Origin of the sequence: Cetobacterium sp. 2A, assembly GCF_014250685.1 — a bacterium.
GTDB lineage: Bacteria > Fusobacteriota > Fusobacteriia > Fusobacteriales > Fusobacteriaceae > Cetobacterium.
In genome coordinates this window covers 96,249-117,736 of the sequence record NZ_JACFAJ010000006.1, presented here as the reverse complement: position 1 = coordinate 117,736, position 21,488 = coordinate 96,249, and the positions used below count along the sequence as shown (strand labels likewise).

23 protein-coding genes and 2 riboswitches are annotated in these 21,488 nt (G+C 30.0%); of the genes, 13 read left to right on the top strand and 10 right to left on the bottom strand.

Annotated elements, in window-relative coordinates:
• Positions 1-12 precede the first annotated feature (12 nt).
• Together H3N56_RS04320 and H3N56_RS04315 are read right to left on the bottom strand one after the other, a co-directional pair.
• Entirely contained in the window at positions 13-645 is a 633-nt protein-coding gene (locus H3N56_RS04320; RefSeq protein WP_185880046.1) for a hypothetical protein, read from the bottom strand.
• A 105-nt stretch (positions 646-750) separates the two neighbouring features.
• Positions 751-1,005, bottom strand: coding sequence for a hypothetical protein (locus H3N56_RS04315; RefSeq protein WP_185880045.1), 255 nt, complete (start codon positions 1,003-1,005; stop codon positions 751-753).
• A gap of 102 nt (positions 1,006-1,107) precedes the next feature.
• Between H3N56_RS04315 and H3N56_RS04310 the strand changes: the two genes are divergently transcribed.
• Positions 1,108-1,794, top strand: a complete 687-nt coding sequence (locus H3N56_RS04310; protein ID WP_185880044.1) for an SIMPL domain-containing protein — start codon at positions 1,108-1,110, stop codon at positions 1,792-1,794.
• A 34-nt stretch (positions 1,795-1,828) separates the two neighbouring features.
• Here H3N56_RS04310 and H3N56_RS04305 read toward each other — a convergent pair whose 3' ends face one another.
• The 4 genes from H3N56_RS04305 to H3N56_RS04290 are packed head-to-tail and all read right to left on the bottom strand — an operon-like array spanning position 1,829 to position 6,369.
• Positions 1,829-2,626, bottom strand: a complete 798-nt coding sequence (locus H3N56_RS04305; RefSeq protein WP_185880043.1) for a Cof-type HAD-IIB family hydrolase — start codon at positions 2,624-2,626, stop codon at positions 1,829-1,831.
• A 12-nt stretch (positions 2,627-2,638) separates the two neighbouring features.
• On the bottom strand, positions 2,639-3,445 hold the full coding sequence (locus tag H3N56_RS04300; RefSeq protein WP_185880042.1) for a MipA/OmpV family protein: 807 nt from the start codon (positions 3,443-3,445) through the stop codon (positions 2,639-2,641).
• 13 nt (positions 3,446-3,458) lie between these two features.
• The gene (locus H3N56_RS04295) at positions 3,459-5,240 is read right to left on the bottom strand and encodes a polysaccharide deacetylase family protein (protein ID WP_185880041.1); all 1,782 of its coding nucleotides are present in this window, start codon (positions 5,238-5,240) and stop codon (positions 3,459-3,461) included.
• A gap of 13 nt (positions 5,241-5,253) precedes the next feature.
• On the bottom strand, positions 5,254-6,369 hold the full coding sequence (locus H3N56_RS04290; protein ID WP_185880040.1) for an aminopeptidase: 1,116 nt from the start codon (positions 6,367-6,369) through the stop codon (positions 5,254-5,256).
• Between the two features lie 142 nt (positions 6,370-6,511).
• Positions 6,512-6,629, top strand: a riboswitch (FMN riboswitch).
• Positions 6,630-6,713: 84 nt separating this feature from the next.
• Between H3N56_RS04290 and ribE (H3N56_RS04285) the strand changes: the two genes are divergently transcribed.
• From ribE (H3N56_RS04285) to H3N56_RS04250, 8 genes are all read left to right on the top strand, one after another.
• Positions 6,714-7,178 (top strand): 6,7-dimethyl-8-ribityllumazine synthase, encoded by a 465-nt coding sequence (gene ribE / locus H3N56_RS04285; RefSeq protein ID WP_185880039.1) that lies wholly within the window; start codon positions 6,714-6,716, stop codon positions 7,176-7,178.
• A 9-nt stretch (positions 7,179-7,187) separates the two neighbouring features.
• The gene (gene ribD / locus H3N56_RS04280; RefSeq protein WP_185880038.1) at positions 7,188-8,279 is read left to right on the top strand and encodes a bifunctional diaminohydroxyphosphoribosylaminopyrimidine deaminase/5-amino-6-(5-phosphoribosylamino)uracil reductase RibD; all 1,092 of its coding nucleotides are present in this window, start codon (positions 7,188-7,190) and stop codon (positions 8,277-8,279) included.
• Positions 8,280-8,290: 11 nt separating this feature from the next.
• Entirely contained in the window at positions 8,291-8,947 is a 657-nt protein-coding gene (gene ribE, locus H3N56_RS04275; protein ID WP_185880037.1) for a riboflavin synthase, read from the top strand.
• A 17-nt stretch (positions 8,948-8,964) separates the two neighbouring features.
• On the top strand, positions 8,965-10,161 hold the full coding sequence (locus H3N56_RS04270; RefSeq protein WP_185880036.1) for a bifunctional 3,4-dihydroxy-2-butanone-4-phosphate synthase/GTP cyclohydrolase II: 1,197 nt from the start codon (positions 8,965-8,967) through the stop codon (positions 10,159-10,161).
• A gap of 225 nt (positions 10,162-10,386) precedes the next feature.
• Positions 10,387-11,835, top strand: coding sequence for a hypothetical protein (locus H3N56_RS04265; protein WP_185880035.1), 1,449 nt, complete (start codon positions 10,387-10,389; stop codon positions 11,833-11,835).
• 122 nt (positions 11,836-11,957) lie between these two features.
• Positions 11,958-12,833, top strand: a complete 876-nt coding sequence (locus tag H3N56_RS04260) for a carbohydrate ABC transporter permease (RefSeq protein ID WP_185880034.1) — start codon at positions 11,958-11,960, stop codon at positions 12,831-12,833.
• Positions 12,830-13,669 carry a carbohydrate ABC transporter permease gene (locus H3N56_RS04255; protein WP_185880033.1) on the top strand — a complete coding sequence of 280 codons (840 nt, stop codon included), beginning with the start codon at positions 12,830-12,832 and terminating at the stop codon, positions 13,667-13,669. Before H3N56_RS04260 ends, H3N56_RS04255 begins: the two co-directional genes overlap by 4 nt.
• 18 nt (positions 13,670-13,687) lie before the next feature.
• Positions 13,688-14,941: an ABC transporter substrate-binding protein gene (locus H3N56_RS04250; RefSeq protein WP_185880032.1), complete on the top strand. Its 1,254-nt coding sequence runs from the start codon at positions 13,688-13,690 to the stop codon at positions 14,939-14,941.
• A gap of 7 nt (positions 14,942-14,948) precedes the next feature.
• On the opposite strand, the gene H3N56_RS13520 is transcribed toward H3N56_RS04250, so the two are convergent.
• Positions 14,949-15,137, bottom strand: a complete 189-nt coding sequence (locus H3N56_RS13520; RefSeq protein ID WP_370521069.1) for a DUF454 family protein — start codon at positions 15,135-15,137, stop codon at positions 14,949-14,951.
• Between the two features lie 141 nt (positions 15,138-15,278).
• Positions 15,279-15,376: riboswitch (purine riboswitch) on the top strand.
• An 80-nt stretch (positions 15,377-15,456) separates the two neighbouring features.
• Here H3N56_RS13520 and H3N56_RS04240 point away from each other — a divergent pair.
• Genes H3N56_RS04240 through H3N56_RS04230 form a run of 3 tightly spaced genes read left to right on the top strand, consistent with a single transcriptional unit; the run spans position 15,457 to position 18,201 of the window.
• A complete protein-coding gene (locus tag H3N56_RS04240; RefSeq protein ID WP_185880031.1) occupies positions 15,457-16,416 on the top strand; it encodes a BMP family protein in 960 nt (319 codons plus the stop codon).
• 34 nt (positions 16,417-16,450) lie between these two features.
• A complete protein-coding gene (locus H3N56_RS04235) occupies positions 16,451-17,251 on the top strand; it encodes an outer membrane protein OmpK (protein WP_185880030.1) in 801 nt (266 codons plus the stop codon).
• Positions 17,252-17,280: 29 nt separating this feature from the next.
• The gene (locus tag H3N56_RS04230; protein WP_185880029.1) at positions 17,281-18,201 is read left to right on the top strand and encodes a nucleoside hydrolase; all 921 of its coding nucleotides are present in this window, start codon (positions 17,281-17,283) and stop codon (positions 18,199-18,201) included.
• Positions 18,202-18,224: 23 nt separating this feature from the next.
• Here H3N56_RS04230 and H3N56_RS04225 read toward each other — a convergent pair whose 3' ends face one another.
• Positions 18,225-18,680 carry a threonine/serine exporter family protein gene (locus tag H3N56_RS04225; RefSeq protein WP_185880028.1) on the bottom strand — a complete coding sequence of 152 codons (456 nt, stop codon included), beginning with the start codon at positions 18,678-18,680 and terminating at the stop codon, positions 18,225-18,227.
• Positions 18,680-19,468, bottom strand: a complete 789-nt coding sequence (locus tag H3N56_RS04220) for a threonine/serine exporter ThrE family protein (RefSeq protein ID WP_185880027.1) — start codon at positions 19,466-19,468, stop codon at positions 18,680-18,682. Before H3N56_RS04220 ends, H3N56_RS04225 begins: the two co-directional genes overlap by 1 nt.
• 158 nt (positions 19,469-19,626) lie before the next feature.
• Between H3N56_RS04220 and H3N56_RS04215 the strand changes: the two genes are divergently transcribed.
• A complete protein-coding gene (locus H3N56_RS04215; protein WP_185880026.1) occupies positions 19,627-20,937 on the top strand; it encodes an APC family permease in 1,311 nt (436 codons plus the stop codon).
• Positions 20,938-21,002: 65 nt separating this feature from the next.
• Here the strand turns inward: H3N56_RS04215 and H3N56_RS04210 are convergent, their stop codons facing one another.
• A complete protein-coding gene (locus tag H3N56_RS04210) occupies positions 21,003-21,413 on the bottom strand; it encodes a single-stranded DNA-binding protein (protein WP_185880025.1) in 411 nt (136 codons plus the stop codon).
• Positions 21,414-21,488 lie beyond the last annotated feature (75 nt).

Genomic DNA, 21,488 nt, shown 5'->3' with positions numbered 1-21,488 from the left:
TCTAGCTTTATTTTAGTAATCTGAAACTGTTGGAACTAAAGTTCCGGTAGCTTGGTCTTGAGAAACATCAACATAAACTATTTGATTGGAACTTCTATTTACAAATGGGGAAATTCCAGATACTAGATAATCAAAACTTCCTCTTATTTCAGAGTTGAAGCTCTTCATAGTTCCAACAACTTGCCAAACAGGTTTTCCGTTAGCAGAGTATGCAGAAACTTCTAATTTCTTAACAAAATAAGTTGTAGCCTCTACTGAGTTCACCCATTGTGGACCAAAATAACCATCATAAATACCACCATACATATCAGGTCCGCTACTCCACCATGGATTTACAGGAACTTGGTAAGATTGCATTGAAGTTAAAGGCCCAGTTGAACTATAGTTAAAAACGATGTTGTATTGAGCAGCTTTTTTATTGTAAACTCTAGCATATCCTTTAGCAGCTAACATTTCCGAAAGATTCATAGCAAAAGCTTCTTGTTGCAATTCTAAGTCTTTTGTTTCACTAGAAAGATAATATGTACCACCGGGAACTGGAACTGTGGAGTATGAGTCTACAGCTACAACTTTACTATTTAGAGAACTACACCCCTGTAGTATCAATAAAAAAGTAACCATCAAGAATATCCAAATCTTTTTCATATCACCATCTCCTTTTAAAATGAAAATGCTTTTATAAATTCAGATTAATATTCTAGAAAGTTTTTGAACATCCTCTTTATTAAAAAAATAAAGGAAATTGAAAGTTTATTTATTATAAGTAATTACATCTAGTAATTTCCAATCGTCTCTTTCTATTTTTTGAGAAATTCTGATTTCTGAATCGGGTTTAAGATTTTCTATAAGATTAGAAATAGATCTTTCCGCTAGGTCGATATTTTTATAAATTTCACGAGACAAAAGAGTATCGAATTCTTCGCCGTTATGTTTCATTTTTTCTCCGTATAACTCGATTTTATAAGAAGATTTTTTTTGAATATTTTCAACTTTTATAAATCCCATCTAAACATCTCCTAAAATTTTTATAGTCTATTATATTATTATAACATTTTTTTGAAGAATTAGTGGATTTATTTTAAAAATAAAAAATAAGGATGGTATAACATGAAGAAAATGGTCGTATTAATATTTATAATTTTAGGTTCTTTTATTTATTCTGAGGGGATAGAACAGAAATTATCTCTTCAAGGAAAAGGAATTATAAAATTAGCTCCTGACAGAGCGGATATTGATTTTACAGTTTTAAGTATTAATGAAGATTTAAGTAAAGCTACAGAAAATAATAGAAAAATTATGGAACAGGTAGACAATGAATTGAAAAATTTATCGATAGATAAAAAGGATATAAAAACCAAAGAATATTCACTTAATAGGGCAAAAGAAAACGAGAAAGACACAGTTTCAAAATATTATGTAAGAAATAGATTTAGTATCACGGTGTCTGATTTAGAAAAAATTGGTTCAATTATAGCAGCGCTTGAAAAGTCGGGTGTAAATGAAGTTTCAGGATTAAATTTTTATTCGAGTAAAGAAGATGAGATGTTAAAAGAGGCGATGGTTTTAGCTTATAAGGATGCGTATGGAAAAGCTCAGGCAGTAGGTCAAGAGGCTGGATATAAAAATATAAAGCCTTTAAATATAGAATATGATTATAATTATATGCAAAGACAACCTTATATGATGAGTCTTTCAGCAATGCCAAAACAGGATGTGCAAATATATTCACCAGAAAGTTTAGATTTACAAGTTAATGTAAGAACAATATTTTTATTAGAAAATGGTAAAAAATAGAAAAAGCCTCCAAAATTTATTTTGGAGGCTTTCTTTATAAGAAAAGAGCGCTTAGATATTTAGCTACTCCATCTTCATCATTTGTATCAATTACTTCATTGTCGGGAAGAGCTTCCATAAGTCTATAATTTCCATTTCCCATTATAAGACCTTTTCCAACTCCTTTTAACATTTCATAATCATTTAAACCATCTCCAAATGCTATCGCATTTTCCATAGTAAGTCCCTCTTTTTCAAGAACTTGTTGGATAGCTGTAGCTTTTGAAATTCCCCTATTCATAATCTCTAAACAAGTTCCAAGAGATAAAGTTACATTCAATTTACCTTTGAATTTAGTCATAAATTCTTCTTCTAAATCTCTTATTTTTTCTTCATCTTCACAAATGTAGAAAAATTTTGTTACATCCTTTCCTTTCAGTTCTTCGAAAGGCTTTAGAACATGTGTAAATCCAGATTCTTTATGGAATTCTTCTCCATCATGAAGAGGTTTTTCTGCGTACCAAAAGTCATCTTGATATAAATTTTTATGTATTTCTTTTGATAAAGTTATATCGATAATTTCATCTGATAAATCGCTTGGAATGTTATTTGAGATAATTTCGAAACTATTTTCATCGTGGACTTTAGCGCCATTTGATGTAATCATAAAACTATCTAATTCTAACATATCCTTAAAAACTTTGGCATCTTGATAGTGTCTACCTGTAGCAATAAAGAACTTAATTCCTTTGCTTTTTACTTTTGAAATTATATTTTTAGTAAATTCTGAGATTGTATGATCTGAGTTTAGAAGAGTTCCGTCCAAATCACAGATAACTGCTTTGTATTTCATAAGTACGCTCCTTTAGAAGTAATATTTAGCTCCTACACCCATTAAATAAATTACATCATTTTCAACAAGTGGAGAATCTGATATTTCGTCTGAAAATTTTTCTATTCCTAAGAATGCCATTAATGCGATATCATCTCTTAAACGATACTCTCCTGTTAAGTTTAGACCAAGTGAATATCCTGCATCAGGAGAATATGAATTTCTAAGTTTTACGTTAGAGGGACGATATTTGAAAGTTTCTTTCGAGTCCACACCGAAATAATAGTCAGTGTAATCAGCAGAATAATAGTTAATATGTGCAGATGGAATAAGTATAAAATTATCAGTCGGAGAATAAGGTTTAAAAAGTGCTAATTGACCTCTTGAACCATGTTCGCCACCAGATACTGAAATTGTAGCTTTAATATTTTCAAACTTTGTATCAATACCCATATGAACTCCAAACATGGCTTGAAGCTCTCTATCATCAATATCTTTATATCCAGTTTCTAAATCGCTTCCCTTAACTTTAAATCCAGTTAATGGATTCATAAATATAGAGAATGCAAGTACATCATTTTGGAAAAGATCGTACCCTATATCTAGTCCCTTAACATAAAAATTTCCATAATCGATATCTAAAAGTGGGATTGGATATCCTTTATCATCAACACCTTTATAAAGTGAATTTGATACGCCAACTCCAATACCAACTCCAAACATAGTTTCTGAGTCATTTACAACTTCAGTAAAGCCACCATTATTAAGAAGCTCCTCAGAAGCAAAGATATTATTTGCAAACATACATATAATTCCAATTGTCATTAGAGTTTTTTTCATAATTCCTCCTGAATTAAAAACTTTTCCCAAGTTTATTTATTATATATTTTCCAGAAACTTTTCTTTTGAAGTTGAACATATTATTCGTAGGAAATATGGCAATTCTTCTAATTTGATATAAATCTTCAGAAAAAATTCCTGGACCAGAATCAGTAGCTACAGCAAATGGATATCCAATCTCTTTAGCAAAAGATTTTACACTTTCATTTAAATCACCGTAGGGATAAGCAAATGAATATAGAGGACATCCAATTTTATTTTCAATAGTAATTTTAGATTTTAACATTTCATTTTTAGCAAGTTCTAAGTCTATTTTAGAGAGCCTTGGATGAGTTAGAGTATGACCACCAAATTCTATTCCATATTCTTTCATTTCAAGAATTTGTTTTGTGTCCATAAGCTTGAAGTTCCTTTCAGGGTTTTCTTCGTTGTCTACATCCCACTTATTGTAGTTCAAATCAGAAACTAAATAAATGACTCCTTTAAATCCATATTTTTTTAAAATTGGGAATGCATTCTCATAGTTATCTACATAACCATCATCAAAGGTTAACATAACCCATTTTTTATCTTTATCAAATCTTTTTTTAAAGTTATTATCTAAAAGATCTTTAAATGTGATTGTTTCATAACCATTATACTTTAAATATTCCATATGTTTTTCAAAATTTTCTAAAGTAACGTAAGTTCCATGTACACCTTTTTCACTTTCATCTTTAATAACTCTATGATACATTATAACAGGAATTTCATATTTTCTTTTTTTTATAATCTGTTTTTCATAAATTAGTTCAATTTTTTTTACAATTTCATTTAAAGAAAACTCTTCAGAAATCATATTTCTTAAACAAAGTAGATTTTCATTAGAAAGAGAAAATGCATTGTCAACGTCTTTTAGTATATTTTGCCAATAAAATTCAGCTTTTGGTTCTTTTCCGATATCACCAAAATTTGAATCTAGAGCTTTTTTAAGAGTGTCCTTTGTTATAAGTCCAATTGAAGTTGCTTCGCCGATTGCAATAGTAGGTTTTCCAGATAAAATTCCTTCCACCGCAACTCTTCCAGCACCTATTACGATATCTGATTCAGCAATTTTTTCTGAAACATTATCAATATATCCTAAAAAATCTACTTCTTTTTCATATTTTTTAAATTCTTGAGGAATAACTTTTCCACCAATTACTTGTATTTTAAAATCTTTTCTTTTATATAACATTTCTAGAAGTTTTAGAGTAACCTCACCTTTTGGACCAGATAATCTTCCAATTATCGAAATTATTTTTCTATCAGAAGAATGACTTTTTCCTATAAAGGGATATTTTGTTTCGTCTATAGGATTTCTAAGGACTGAAATGTTTTTAGGATTTACACCTAAATCATTTATTACTTGATTTTTAATATTTTCACAAACAGCTATAGAGTAATCACCGAAAGATTTTATAATCTTTCTACTTAGGTGGACTGGTTGTCTTCCGTGGATTGTAGTAACAAGTGGGATACCAGCTATTTTGGCTGCAATAGAAGCGCTCCAAGATGACGCTCTAGAGTGTGCGTGAATCACATGTATATCTTTTTCTTTGATAATTTTCAATAGATTTTTAACTTGAGAAAATCTCTCAGAAAAACTTCTTTTATTAAACTGTATCTTGAAATATTCAGCCTTAGACTCTTTTGTTAAAGTATCTGAAACTATGTAAACATTATTATCTCTGCTGATTAATTCGTCACTTAAAGTTGTTGCATAAACTTCAGCTCCAGTTACCTCGAGTTGAGATAGGGCCATAAGTATGTTCATATTATTCTCCTTGTTATTTTAGATTCTCTGGATTTAAACAGTTTAACTCTTCTAAAACAAAGATTCCATCTTTTCTTACAAGAACGTCGTCAAACCATATCTCTCCACCACCGTACTCAGGTCTTTGAATCATTACTAAATCCCAATGGATAGATGATTTATTACCATTATTTGCTTTTTCATAAGCTTGACCTGGTGTGAAGTGGATACTTCCAGCAATTTTTTCATCGAATAGAGTATCTTTCATAGGTTTAAGGATGTATGGATTTACTCCAATAGCAAATTCACCTATATATCTTGCTCCATTATCAATATTAAGAATTTCATTTAATTTTTCTGTGTTGTTAGATGTAGCTTCAATGATTTTTCCATTTTCAAATTTAAAAGTGATATTTTCAAAAGTTGTACCTTGATAAACAGAAGGTGAGTTATATGTAATAGTTCCATTTACAGAATCTAGAACAGGCGCAGTATATACTTCTCCATCTGGAATGTTTCTAAGACCTGAACATTTAACAGCTGGAATATCTTTTATTGAGAAAGATAAATCTGTACCAGAACCAGTAATTCTTACTTTATCTGTTCTATTTAAAAGATTTACAAGAGATTCCATAGCATCTCCCATTTTAGAATAATCCAGATTACAAACATCAAAATAGAAATCTTCAAATTCTTCTAAAGATACATTTGCAAGTTGAGCCATAGAATTATTTGGATATCTTAAAACAACCCATTTAGTGTTGTTTACTCTTTCATTCATATGAACAGGGTTCATAAATATTTCATTATATATTTTCATATTTTTAGATTCTATATTTGAAAGTTCAGCAATATTATCAGCACCTCTGATACCAATATAAGCATCCATATCTTTCATTCTTTCAAGTTCATATTTTGCCATAAGGGCAGCTTGCTCTTCTGAAATACCTTTAAGAATTGCTCTTGTAACACTAGTATCTTTTAAGCTCACAAAAGGTAATCCGCCAGCTAAGTAAGCTTCCTCAACTAGAGCTTTTGCAAGAGATTTAGGCGTATCCCCAATACATTCTATTAAAACTCTTTCCCCTTTTTGAATTTTGCAAGAATAATTTATTAAATTTTTTGCTAAAGTTTTTATTCTTTGATCCATTACACATCCTCCCGTTTTACAAAGCATTTAATAGTATTATACTATATTTAAAAAAAATTTAAAACGAAACATTGGAAAAAAATATTTGACAATTGAAAATCTATGAAATATAATCAAAGCGAACAAACCAAATATTGAATTAGATATACTTCAGGGCAGGGTGTGATTCCCTACCGGCGGTTAGAGTCCGCGAAGCCTTTTGGCTTGAACTGGTGAAACTCCAGTACCGACAGTTAAAGTCTGGATGGAAGAAGTGTTATTTTTTAACATACTTTTTTATTTATCGCCCGGAGTCTATCTTCGGTTTTTTTATTTTATAAATAAATTCTCGAGGAGGACGACAAATGGTAAAGGTTTATGAGGGTAATTTTGTAGGAAAAGGTATTAAGGTTGGAATAGTTTGTGCTAGATTTAATGAGTTTATAGTTTCAAAACTTCTTGGTGGTGCTTTAGATGGTTTAAAAAGACATGAGGTTCCAGAAGAAAACACTCATGTAGCATGGGTTCCCGGAGCATATGAGATTCCGTTGATTGCTAAAAAAATGGCTGAAAGTGGAAAATATGATGCTGTTATCACGTTAGGAGCAGTTATTCGTGGAGCAACACCTCATTTTGACTTTGTATGTTCAGAAGTTTCAAAAGGAGTTGCTAGCGCTTCTATGGAAACAGGAGTTCCTATAATATTTGGTGTATTAACAGTAAATAGTATAGAAGAAGCTATAGAAAGAGCTGGAACAAAAGCTGGTAATAAAGGATTTGAAGCTGGAGTTTCTGCAATTGAAATGGTTAACTTAATAAAAAATCTGTAGTTGATTATAATGATAAAAAAAGATATTGAATATATGAGGCTAGCTCTAAATGAGGCTATTAAAGGGGAGGGGAGAGTAAATCCCAACCCTTTAGTAGGAGCTGTAGTAGTAAAAAATGATAAAATAATATCAACAGGATACCATGAAAAATATGGCGAAGCTCATGCTGAAAGAAATGCCTTAAATAAAATAGGTGAATTGGCAGAAGGGGCAACATTATATGTGACATTGGAACCTTGTTCTCATACAGGGAAAACTCCACCATGTGTTGATAAAATAATAGAGAGTAAAATAAAAAGATGTGTGGTAGCAACTTTAGATTCTAATCCGTTAGTTTCAGGAAAAGGCATTAAAAAATTAAAAGATGCTGGAATAGAGGTTCAAGTTGGAATTCTTGAAAAAGAAGCGCTAGAGATTAATTCAGTTTTTTTTAAATATGTGGAAGAAAAGTTGCCGTTTATATTTTTAAAATGTGGAATAACTTTGGATGGGAAAATAGCCACGAAAGATTTCTCTTCAAAATGGATAACAAATTCTTTAGCTAGAGAAAAAGTTCAAATGTATAGGAATAAATTTATGGGAATAATGCTAGGGAAAAATAGTGTATTACATGATAATCCAACACTAGATTGCAGAATGGAAGGTGGAAGAAATCCAGTTAGAATTATAATAGATTCTAAGCTAGATATTCCATATGAATATAAAGTAATTTCTAACAATGAAGATGAGAAGACTATCATAGTCACTAGTAAACAGATGGTAGAAACCCAAAAATATAGCATTCTAAAAGAAAAGTATAAAATAAAGTTTATTACTTTGCCAGAAAATGAGTTTCAGTTAAAAGATATTTTTAAACAGGTAGGAAAACTTGGGATAGATTCGATTTTAGTTGAAGGTGGAAGCAGTGTGATTTCTCAACTATTTAGAGATAACTTGATAGATGCAGGAGAAATTTTTATAGCACCCAAAATACTAGGTGATAGTACAAGCATTCCATTTGTAGACGGTTTTTCTAGAAGTTTAATTTCTGAGGCAATTGAGTTAAAAAATGTTAAGTATAATATTTACGGTGATAATATTGGTTTAGAATTTAAAAAATAGGAGGAAATAGTATGTTTACAGGATTAGTTGAAGAGATGGGAAGTGTCCTTGCTATCGAAAGTACTCCTAATGGAATAAGATTAAAAGTTAAATGTTTAAAAGTTATAGAAAATAGTAGAATTGGAGATAGCATAGCAACTAATGGAGTTTGTCTTACAGCTGTAGAAATTGGAAAAAATTATTTTTCAGCTGATGTTATGAATGAAACGGTTAGAAGAACAGGGCTTAAAAATTTAAAAATAGGAAATAAAGTTAATCTAGAAAAATCTTTAACACTTCAAACACCTTTGGGTGGGCATCTAGTAACTGGAGATGTCGATTGTGAAGGGTTAATTATAAATTTAATAAATGATGGATTTGCTAAAATATATAAAATAGAATTGCCTAAAGAGTATATGAAATTCATAGTGGAAAAAGGAAGAGTAGCTATTGATGGAGCCAGTCTTACAATAGCGACAGTTGAAGAAACATCTTTTACAGTTTCGATAATTCCACATACTCAAAATATGATTATTTTAGGGAATAAAAAATCGGGTGATAAGGTAAATATAGAAACTGATTTGATAGGAAAATTTGTAGAAAAAATCCTTTTATCTAAAGATTCAAAAGAAAATGGTTCTAAATCGTCAATAACTGGTAATTTTCTTTTACAGAACGGATTTATTTAAAAAACGGAGGTAATTAAATGTTTGATACTATAGATGCAGCATTGGAAGATTTAAAAAATGGAAAATTAGTTGTAGTTGTAGATGATGAAGGTAGAGAAAACGAAGGAGATTTAATCGGAATTGGTGAGAAGGTAACATACGAGTCTATAAATTTTATGACAAGAGAAGCTAAGGGCCTTATATGTGTTCCTATAACAGAAGAAAGAGCTGATGAACTGCACTTAAGACAAATGGTTGGAAGAAATAGTGATTCACATGGAACAGCCTTTACAGTTTCTGTTGATTCTTTAGTTGGAACAACAACTGGAATTTCTGTAGCTGATAGATTAAAAACGGTTAGAGATTTAGCTACGGATGCAAAGAGTGGAGCAGAATTTAAAAGACCAGGACATATATTCCCTCTTGTAGCTAAAAAAGGTGGAGTTATAGAAAGACCAGGACACACTGAGGCAGCTGTTGATTTAGCAAGGCTTTCAGGATGTGCCCCAACAGGAGTAATCTGTGAGATATTAAAAGATGACGGAACTATGGCAAGAGTTCCAGACTTAGCAGAATTTTGCAAAAAACATGATTTGAAAATGATAACTATAGAAGATTTAATAACATACAGAAAAAGAGTAGAATCTCAGACTGAATTGGAGTGTGAAGCTATAGTTCCAACAAAATATGGAACTTTTAGAGTTGTCGGATTTTCAAATACTATAGATAATAAAGAGCATATAGCTTTAGTTAAAGGAGATATTTCTGGGAAAGAGAATGTTTTAACAAGAATTCATTCGGAATGCTTAACTGGTGATGTTTTAGGATCATTAAAGTGTGATTGTGGAGATCAGCTTGGAGAGGCTCTAAGTTCGATAGAGAAGTCTGGAGAGGGTGTAGTCCTTTATATGAGACAAGAAGGTAGAGGGATAGGTCTTCTTAATAAGATAAAAGCTTATGCACTTCAACAACAAGGAGTAGATACTGTAGATGCTAATTTACAGCTTGGTTTTGAAGCTGATATGAGAGATTACGCTGTAGCAAGTCAAATGTTAAAGCTATTAGGTGTGAAATCAGTGAATCTAATGACTAATAATCCTAGAAAAATAAAGGGATTAGAAAAATATGGACTTAAGGTTACGAAAAGAAAGATAATACAGATTCCTTGTAATCCTGTAAATAAATTTTACCTACAAACTAAAAAAAATAGATTAAATCATATGTTGGAAGATTAGAACTGAAAATGGCGTGAAGTAAGACTTCACGCCATTTATATATATATTAGGTCCCCACCCAATAAATCCCCCCAGAATATCTCTATTCCAAACTTTTTGTACGAAATTAAGTGTTCTTGTAGAAATTATAACAATAATGTGTTAAAATGTATATTGTAAAAATTATGAATTTTAAAAGTTACAAAATTTCCATAAGAATGTAGTTTTAGAGAGGAAGAATAATAATTGAGGTTTACTTTTGAGTTTAAAGAAAAAGAATATGAATTGTTGAAATTTCTCTTGGGAAAAGAAAGAGTGAAATTAAGGACAATCCTAGAAAATGTTTCAGGAAGTGAGAGTTTGGTGAAGAAATGTTTGAGACAATTGGATATCAAACTAGTTTCAGCAAAATTTCCATCAATAAAAGTATCTCATGGAGTATATGAGATTTCATCGGATAATAAAAAAACAATACTCAAGCTTATGGGTGATAATTTCTCACCTTCTAAAGATGATCGTTGCTATTATATTTTATTTAAACTTTTGACTAATCAGAGTATAAACTTATCACAAGAATCCATAAATTTAGATTTAAATAGAAAAACATTGCAAAATGATTTAATAGAATGTAGAAAAATAGCTATAAAATTTAATCAATCTATTGAGAGCAAAAGTGGAAGTGGAATAGTTATTAAGGGAGATTTTAGAGATAAGTATAATTTTTTACAAAAGATACTTGTACTGATTTTTCTTAAAAAAGATTATCCATTTTATAGAAATATTTATAGAACATTTTTTCAAGAAGATGAAAAAAATAATATAGAAGAACTATGTAAAAAAATAATCTGTTTATTTCCCTTAAAGTTTAGTATAAGCTGTTACTACGAACTTTTATCAATATTATTAATAGGAGAAAAAATTTCAAAAAATTCTAGAGGAATTAATTTCGATGATAGTGAGAAAGAACTATCTTCTTATCAAAAAGAGTTTTTGAAAAAATATAAAGATGAGTTATTAAGTTTAAATTCAGAACTCGTAAATAAAAATATTGTAAAAATATCGATACTTTTAGCTAAAATTGATGATGAATCATTTGGCGAATTTAGTTTTGTAGAAGAAAACATTAAAAAGTTTTTCATTAGGATAGAAGGAATTCATGGAAGACTTTCTAATCGAAATAGAATGTTTATGTATAATCTTTTAATTACAGCAATACATGAAAAAGAGTTTAGTTGTTCAAGTGGAACTATGGATTATGAAAAGATGGATTATGAGTATGAAAATGAATTTCGTAAGAGCATCTATAGAATGGCAAGAGAATATGATATATTTATTCATAAACATAGTTGTTATAAAATTGTGATTTTTTTGGAGATGATAATTGAGTCTGAAAAAAGATATCATGATTCCTATTATAAAAAAATATTAGTTGTTGATAGTTCTGTTAACTTTTGGTTGGGAGAGCTAGTTATAAAAACTTTAAGTAAGGGATATTATTATGAAAGACTTCAGGTAGTTTCTTATTTTGATGATTTTAAATCAATGATAAAAGAAGAAGAGTTTGATTTGGTAATTAGAATAGATGGATATGACGATCCATTTAAAGAATTAAAAATACCGGTTCATAAAATAGATTGGATTGAATTTTCAAAAAATAGAGAGTATTTTAAGAAATTGAATATTAAAGAAAGATAAAGAAGCTAGAGTATTTTGGCTTCTTTTTTTTTGTTTTTTTTGTTTACCATTTTTTTACCAAATATTAATTTTTGATTAACATAAGAAAAGTATCATATCAATATAACTATGAGGAGGGGAAGATGAAAAATAAAATAAAAAAAGAGATGCCGGGAATATTATTTTCAATCCCAGCTCTATTGATAATAATTACTTTTTATATTTATCCTTTAATAAAAACGATGGTTTATAGTGTAACTTTTACAAATGAGCATGGAAAAATTGTAGAAATGGCATGGTTGGAGAACTTCTATGAGTTATTCACAGATAAATCGTTTTACGAAGGGTTGATAGCTACATTAAAATTTTCAGCAATAACAGTAATATTTAGTATTCTTATATCTTTAATTTTAGCGATACTATGTAATGAAAAATTAAAAGGGGTTCCACTGTTTAGAACTATTTTTTCATCTACGATGGGAATATCTGTATCGGCAGGAGCTTCAATTGTATTATTCTTATTTCATCCAAGTATTGGAATGATTAATGAATCTTTAAAGTTCATAGGAATATTACCAATAAACTGGTTTACAGATTCGAGCTATTCCATTTGGGCAGTAGCAATAACAACGATATGGATGAATATTGGATTTGGATTTTTAGTTTTAACTTCTGGATTGCAAAATATAGGAGTTGAGATAGATGAAAGCTCTCAAATAGATGGGGTTTCATATTTTCAAAAATTATTAAAAATAACTTTACCACTTTTGAGTCCCAGCATATTTTATTTGTTAATAACTACAACTTTAAAATCTTTTCAAAGCTTCGGTCAAGTTGATATTTTGACAGGTGGAGGACCTTCTAATTCGACAAACTTTATAGTGTATAGTATTTATAAAACTGCCTTTACAAATTATAGATTTGATTATGCAAGTGTTCAAGGAATAATTTTATTAACAATAATTTGTATAATAATGTTCTTCAAATTTAAATTCGAAAGAAAGGTGCATTACCAATGATAAAATTTTTAAAATTAAAAAACTTTAGACTAAGGCAAATAGTTTCCTATGGTTTACTACTGATATTTTCAATTTTAGTAGCATTTCCGCTGATATATGCAGTGATGACAAGTTTTATGAGCACAGCCGATATAATGGGTGGGAAAATCATTCCAAGTAGTTTAAATCTATCAAATTATAAATCTTTGTTGGAACAAATCCCAATCACTAACTTTTTCGTTAATAGCCTAATAACTTCAGTTTTAGGGATGATTTTACAGATAATAATATGTAGTTTAGCTGCTTATTCTATTGTATTTATAAATTTCAAATCTAAGGATAAAATATTTTTAATTATTATGTTATCTGTTTTTATTCCTTGGGAATCAATTTTTATTCCAAATTACTTCACTATTTTAAATTTGGGTCTTTTAAATAGTAGAGTTGCAATATTTTTACCTTTTATAGCAAATGGACTTGGAATATTTCTTATGGTTCAACAATTTAAAGTTTTAAATAAATCTTTAATAGAGGCTGCAAAAATAGATGGGTGTGGACATTTGTTTATATACTTAAGAATAGTACTACCACTATCAAAAGGAATTTTAAGTACATGGGGAATATATGCTTTCCTTTCAATGTGGAATATGTATCTTTGGCCTCTTATGATTTCTACCAGACCCGAATCTAGAACAATTCAAATTGGTTTAAAAATGTTGAAATCTCAAGAAACAGCCAATAATTTTGGAGTGTTGATGGCTGCAGTTATCATGGTAGTTATCCCATCTCTGGTTGTATTATTTCTTGGACAAAAGCAAATTCAAAAAGGACTTACATCTGGAGCAGTAAAAGAATAAAAAAATGGGGAGGAATAAATGAATATTTTAAAAAAGATTAGCATGATTTTAATGGGTCTATTATTTAGTACAGGGTTAATTGCAAAAGAAAAGGTTGTCTTTTGGCATTCGATGAGTGGTGGACTTGAAAAAACATTAGATAAAATAGTTGGAGATTACAATAATTCACAGGAAAAAATAGAGGTAGAAGCAATATATCAAGGATCTTATGAAGAGGCGATAGCGAAATTTAAAGCCGTTTCAGGAACAACTGAAGCTCCTGCAATAGTTCAGATGAATGATGTATCAACAGCATTTATGTACAGAAGTGGAAGTATAACACCTATTCAAAATTTTATAGAAAAGGAAAATTTTGATCAAAGTAAATTAGAGGAGCCACTTTTAAATTATTATAGAATAAATAATAAGTTGTATTCAATGCCATTTAACTCTTCAACAGCAATTTTGGTTTATAATAAAGATGCCTTTAAAGAAGCCGGATTAAATCCTGAAAAACCACCTAAAAGTTACGATGAATTTGTAGAATATTCAGAAAAATTAACAAAGAAGAATAAAAATGGAACAATTGATAGATATGGATTTTCTATGATAATGTATGGGTGGTTTATCGAGCAACTTCTTGCAAATCAAAATGGATTATATGTAGATGAAAAAAATGGAAGAAATGGAAACCTTCCAACTCAAGTGGTATACGACAAAAATTTAGAACCAGTATTTAGTTGGTTACAAAATATGTATAAAAAGAATATCGCAACATCTTATGGAAGAGATTGGGATTCAACAAGAACAGCTTTTACTTCTGGAAAAGTAGCAATGTTTTTAGATTCTTCAGCTGGAATAAAAGGGATAATAAAAAATTCGAATTTTGAAGTTGGAACAAGTTTTATTCCAAATGAAAGTGGAGAATTTTATGGAAGTTTAATAGGTGGAGCCTCACTTTGGATAACTAATTCTGTAAATGATGAGAATCAAAACGCAGCATGGGATTTTATAAAGTACGCTGTCTCAAAAGATGTTCAAACATACTGGGCAGCAAATACAGGATATTATCCAGTTAATAAAGAATCTGATGATGGTGGAGCAATGAAAGCTACGACTCTTTCATATACTACACAAGGAGCAATTTTGGGTTCTTTCCCTGAGGTTAGAGAAAAGATGGTTCAAGCTATGGAGAGAAATTATGAAGGAAAAGAAAGTGTTGTTGAAATATTAAAAAATGTTTCTGAAGAGTCAAACAAAATAATTAAAAGATTTAATAGAGTGAATAAATAGTTTAAAATCATTTCTTTTTTTTCAGATAATCACTAAGATATTTTTTAAAATATTTATTATTTGAAATCCAAAGATGAAATTTTTTTGAAGATTTACTAAATAAATATATAGATAGAATTATAAAAGGGACAGTTGGAAATATAGGAATAAAGATTCCGATTATTCCTACAAATAATGAAACAAAGGCTAAAAAAATAAGTAAATATTTGATGTTTATTTCCTCCTCTTAAATTATATTGTTAATTATATATACCATGCAATATTATAAGTAATCAATAGCAAAAAAATGAATTGACTTATCAACTTATATATTTTATAATTCTAACTATAAACCAGGTATATGGTTTAGAAAAATACTCATATATATTCTTGATATGGAAGAAAGTTTCTACGGTTAACCTTAAATTAGCCACTATGAGTGAAGAACTATAGTATAGAAACTTTTTATGTACTGGTTTTACTTCACTTATAGAGGTAAAACCAGTTTTTTTTATTCTAGAGGAGGATTTAAATTTATGAAGAAGTTAGCAATGTTATCTTTAGGAATATTAATGAGCCTAAATAGTTTTTCAAAAGAGTTAGTAAGAGTAGGATTGGTGTTATCAACTGGGGGACTAGGAGATAAATCTTTTAATGATTCTGCTTATAGAGGGTTGGAAAAAGCCAAAAAAGAGTTAGGAATAGAATTTAAATTTGTAGAACCAGCTTCACCAGCTGAAGATGAGGAGTTTTTAAGAGAGTATGCAGATGCTGATTATGATCTTATAATTGGAACAGGATTTTTAATGACAGATGCTCTAAAATCAGTTGCAAATGATTACCCTGATAAAAAGTTTGCGATAATAGACGATGTTGTTGAATTACCAAATGTGAGATCTCTAAATTTCAAAGATCAAGAAGGATCTTTTCTTATGGGAGCTCTAGCAGCTATGATGTCTAAAACAGGGACAGTTGGATTTGTTGGTGGAATGGAAAGTTCTTTAATAAAAAGATTTGAATCTGGGTATGAGCAAGGAGCAAAATATATAAATCCAAATATAAAAGTTCTTTCAGTTTATACGACAGGAACTAATCCATTTAACGACCCAGTAAGAGGAAAAGAAAATGCAATTTCTGAAATAAATCAAGGAGCAGATGTTGTTTATCACGCTGCCGGAGGAACGGGAATGGGAGTTATAGATGCAGCAAAAGAAAAGGGTGTATATGCTATAGGTGTTGATTCAAATCAAGATGAGGTTGCACCAGGAGTTGTATTAACATCGATGCTTAAAAATGTTGACGTTGCAGTTTATAACGCAGTAAAAGATATTCAGGAAAATAAATTCACTACAGGTAATGTAATTTATGGAATTGCTGAAAATGGAGTTGGAACTACTGAATTTGAATTTACAAGAGAGATAATAGGTGAAGATAACTTAAAAAAACTAGAAGATATAAAAACAAAAATATCAGATAAAAGTATTATTATAAAATAAAATTAAAACACTACGAGAAGGAGCATAAATTTATATGAAAACAAAATTTTTAATAGGTGCATTTGCATTATTATCAACAGTATCATTTGCAAAATATGAGCCCTATAATTTTAACATGTTAGGACTTAGCATCTATAAAGGCCATAATCAACCTGATGCTTTTGGAGCGGCTGGTAGAGACAGTTATTTAGAGGTAGAGGGAGCAAATAGATATAAACTTTTAGATTTATATTGGTTTTTAGATAGAAACGATATTTTTAAAGACCCTAAGAGTAGCAAATACAATAATTCAGAAACAGTATTTGTAAAAATTAATCCAAGAATTTCTATAGATGGACTAATAAATAAAGATCTTTCAATAGGACCTATAAATGAGTGGTTTTTATCTTATACTTACAAAGGTACAAATGGAAATCATGGAAGATTAGATTATCATTATGTAGGTTTAGGTGTAGATTTAAATGTTCCTAAGATGGATTTCTTTAAAGCCAATTTATATTCTAAGTATAATAACAAAAATTTTGGTGCACATGAAAATCAATGGGATGGTTATACTGTAGCAATTTCATATGGAGCTACAATACATGATTTCCAAAATGGATTTAAATTAACTTTCGGAGGTTGGGGAGATTATGATTTTGATCTTAAGACTAGCGAAAGAGGAGAGAATGCTAAAAAAACTGCTTTAGCTTTAAATAATCAAGTTAGATTGAGTTATAATAATTTTGGAGTAAGTTATACTTATCAAATAAATGATAACTTTACTGGAAGAAATCAGGCAAATTCTGATGAAAATAATCATTCGTATGGGGTGCATTACACTATAAATTTTTAATTTAACTAAATATTAAGGGGGAATTATAGATGAAAAAAATACCAGTTATAATTGATTGTGATCCTGGATGTGACGATGCAGTAGCTCTTATATTGGCTTTTTCAAGTGAAAAATTAGATGTAAAAGCAGTAACGGCGTCAGCAGGAAATGTTACTATAGAAAATACAGCTCAAAATGCTTTAAGATTAGTTAGTATGTTAAATGAAAATATTCCAGTAGCTAAAGGTTGTGGAAGTCCTCTTATGAGAACAATTGTAACAGCTCCAGAAGTACACGGGGAAAGTGGAATAGGTGGGGTTGTTTTACCTAAAACTTCTAAAACTTTTGAAAATATTAGTGCGGTAGAACTTATAGCAAAAACTCTTAGAGAGAGTGAAGAAAAGGTAAATATTATTGTAACTGGACCTATGACAAATATAGCTGGATTTTTATTGTCATTTCCAGAGCTGAAGGAAAAAATAGATCAGTTCACTATTATGGGTGGAGCGGATAATGGAGGAAATGTAACACCATCGGCAGAGTTTAATATCTATGTAGACCCAGAAGCTGCTCATATAGTATTTAATTCAGGAATTCCAATAGTTATGTGTGGTTTGGATGTAACTTTAAAGGCGGTAGCTTATGACTCTGATATTGAGGCTATGAGAAATTCTGGAACTGAAATTGGAAAAATAGCAGCAGATGTTATAGAACATGCTTTTGGTTATCATAAGGGGTCTGGAAAAGTTGGTGTTCCACTTCACGATCCTTGCGCAGTGGCTTATGTAATATGTCCAGAAATGTTTAAAGGTGAAGATGCGTATGTTGCGATAGAAACAAAAGGTGAATATACATCTGGAGCTACTATTGTAGATAAAAACAATAAGTTTGGGAAAAAGCATAACACTAAAGTAATATATGATTTAGATAGAGATAAATTTATGTCTATGTTACTAGATTCTGTAAAATAATAAATAGAAAGAGCTATCAAAACTTAAAGATTTTGATAGCTCTTTTTTTTAACCAGATAATAATAAACTTGTGAGAATGTTGATACACTAAGAATTCCAATTGCAATGGAGCCAGAAATAATAAATGTTTCAATTCCTTTACCAACGGCTCCCTCTATATTATTTTGTACAAGATTATACATTGTAAAATATATTCCACCTCCAGGAACTAATGGTATCATACTCGGAAAGAGAAGTGCAATAACTGGAACTTTTAATTTTCTAGATAATAATTCTGAATATATTGTTATTGTAGCAGAGGCTATAGTATAAGATATAAGGTATGTGAAATTATAATGATTTAGAATGCTATATACAAGCCATCCTATTCCCCCACAAAGACTGGCGCAAATATTTACTCTACCTTTCACATTAAAAACAATACCGAAACCATAAGTTGCAAGGATTGAAGCAACAACTTGTATAAAATTTTTAAGCATTATAGACCTCCCATTGTTTTAATAATAGAAAGGGTAATTCCAGAACCAACGGCTAGTGCTGTACCAACCATAAAAGCTTCAACACCTCTTGATATCCCGGAAACCAAATCTCCCGCTATAACGTCTCTTATTGCGTTTGTAAAGGTAATTCCAGGAACCAGCAACATAAGCGTAGAAATAATAGAAACAGAAATATCTGTAATTAATCCAGTTTGAAGAAAAAAATAAGATGTTATAGAGGAGAGAATTCCTCCAGAAAGATTTATAAAGAAATTATTTATTTGTAGTTTATTAGAATAATAAATCAAAAATGAAATAATAGCTCCACTCATAAAAGATGCAATACAATCTTTGTAATCACCGTTAAAAAAGAAAGCGAAAGCTCCGGCAGCTAAGCAGTTTCCTAAAATTATAGAATGGAATGGATATGGTTTTTCAGTATCTATCTTTTTAATTTCATTCGAAAACTCAAGAAATGTATAATTTTCTATAGCTCTTACTAGATTGCTTATTTTTGAAATTTTTTCAAGATTTATAGATCTTGATTTAACTTTTTCTATATTTGTATAAAATTTATTTTCTTTTCCACGAACGGATGCAAGTACACTTGTAAGAATAGCAAAACAACTCACCCTTAAACCATAGTGGGTACAAATTTTATCAACTATATCTTCAGCTCTGTAAGTTTCACCACCACATTCTAGAATTAGTTTTCCAACATAACAAGCTAAATCCAAAATATCATTTGTTTCAATATCGCTATCATTATTTATTAATTCATTATCCATAGTACACCTCATAAAGTAATTAATTTTTATTCCACTATTCAATTTTTTTCTTTTTTTTCCTTTAAAACTAAGAGAATAAAAAGTTAGGAGAGGATTTAGGATTTATTCTAGTAAATAAGGGTATAATTTTTATAGGGAAAACAAGGAGTTGGTTAGAGATGGAGGATTCAACTAAGAAAAAAATGGGGTTTATGAGTATATTTTTTCTAGGAGTAAATTCAATAATAGGTTCTGGAATATTTTTACTGCCAAATAAAGCTTATGCAGATGTTGGAAATGCAAGTCTTTTAGTAATATTGTTAAATACCGTGTTAGCACTTTCTCTAGCATTATGTTTTGCAGTATCAGCAAGTAGATTTGATAAGAATGGATCGGCATTTGTATATACTAAAGCTGCATTTGGTGATTTTGCAGGGTTTGAGGTTGGAATTTTCACTTGGTTTATTGGAATGAGTAGTTGGGCAGCAGAAACACAAGGTTTTTTGACGGCTCTAGGAAGTTTGTATCCGTATTTTAATGATCCATTTGTAAATAAGGTAAGCGTTGTTATAATGTGTACTTCACTGGGATTATTGAATTATTCAGGAGTTAAATTCTCTAAAATATTAAATAATATAATTACTGTCACTAAACTTTTACCGCTTGTTTTGTTTGTTGTAGTAGGAGTTTTTTTTATAAAGGGAGCAGAATTTGAACCTTTTATACCAGGGATAAAAGCTGGGCTTACTAATGGAAGTTTTGGGGCAGCAACACTTGTTATATTTTATGCATTTACAGGATTTGATTTGTTGGCAGTAGCAGCTGAAGATATGGAAAATCCTAAAAAGAACTTACCTAAGGCCATAATAACAGTTATAAGCTTTTGTTCTGTTTTTTACTTTTTAATAATGGTTGTAAGTATAGGAATAATGGGAAAAGAATTAGGAGATACCCAAGTTCCGATAGCTGCAGCAACAGCTAAAATTTTAGGAAATGGTGGATTTTTATTTGTAACTATTGCTTCAATTATAGCAATAGGAGGAATTGCTATTGCTCTATCTTTTATAGCTCCCCGTTCTGCATCGGCTTTAGCTGAGAATGATTATTTACCTAAAATATTTAAGAAGAATGGAAGATTTGGAACACCAGGATTTGCAATAATGTTAACAACAATAATAGTTATATTTTTGGCAACATCAGGAAATTTCATATTTTTAGCAGGTCTTACTGTTATAGCTAGATTGGTAGAGTATATACCAACAGCATTGTCAGCATTAGTACTGAAAAGAAAAAATCTAATGCCGGCAGAGTACACTATGCCATTAGGGCCAGTTATTCCAATATTTGCAGTATGTACTTCATTATGGCTTATGAGCCAAGCGTCACTTGAAAAACTTGCATTTGGAGCAGGTGGACTTATAATAGGAGCATTTATTTATCTAATCTTAAAAAGAGAACAAAAAAGAGATAGTGAGGAAAATAAAAAATAAGAGCAAATAAAAAACAGTATTCATCTCCAAAATATATTAGGAGTGAGTACTGTTTTATTTTTTACTTAGAATGGGAATTCATCATCATCAAAACTTGAAGGTGCTTCAAAATCATCCGATTTAGTAGATGGAGTTGGAGCTGAAGATTTTGTTTGTGGATAAGAAGTTTCATTTCCTTTTCCTTCTATAAACTCCATAGATTCAACTAAAACATCATAAGTAGTTTTCTTTTCTCCATTAACCTCGTATCTATTCATTTGAAGTCTACCATTTACGGCAACTTTTCTACCTTTTCTAAGGTATTCTCCTATAAGTTCTGCAGTTTTTCCAAATGCAACACAGTTGATAAAATCAGCTTCACCTTTTTGAAATGGTCTGTCTACAGCTAGACTAAATCTAGAGTAAGCTTTTCCACTTTGTCCGAACTTTAATTCAGGATCTCTTGTTAATCTTCCGATTAAAACAACTAAATTCATAAATCTCCTCCCACAATTAAATGTAAATATAATTCAATATTTTACTAAATTATACCAGAAAAACCATTAAAAGAA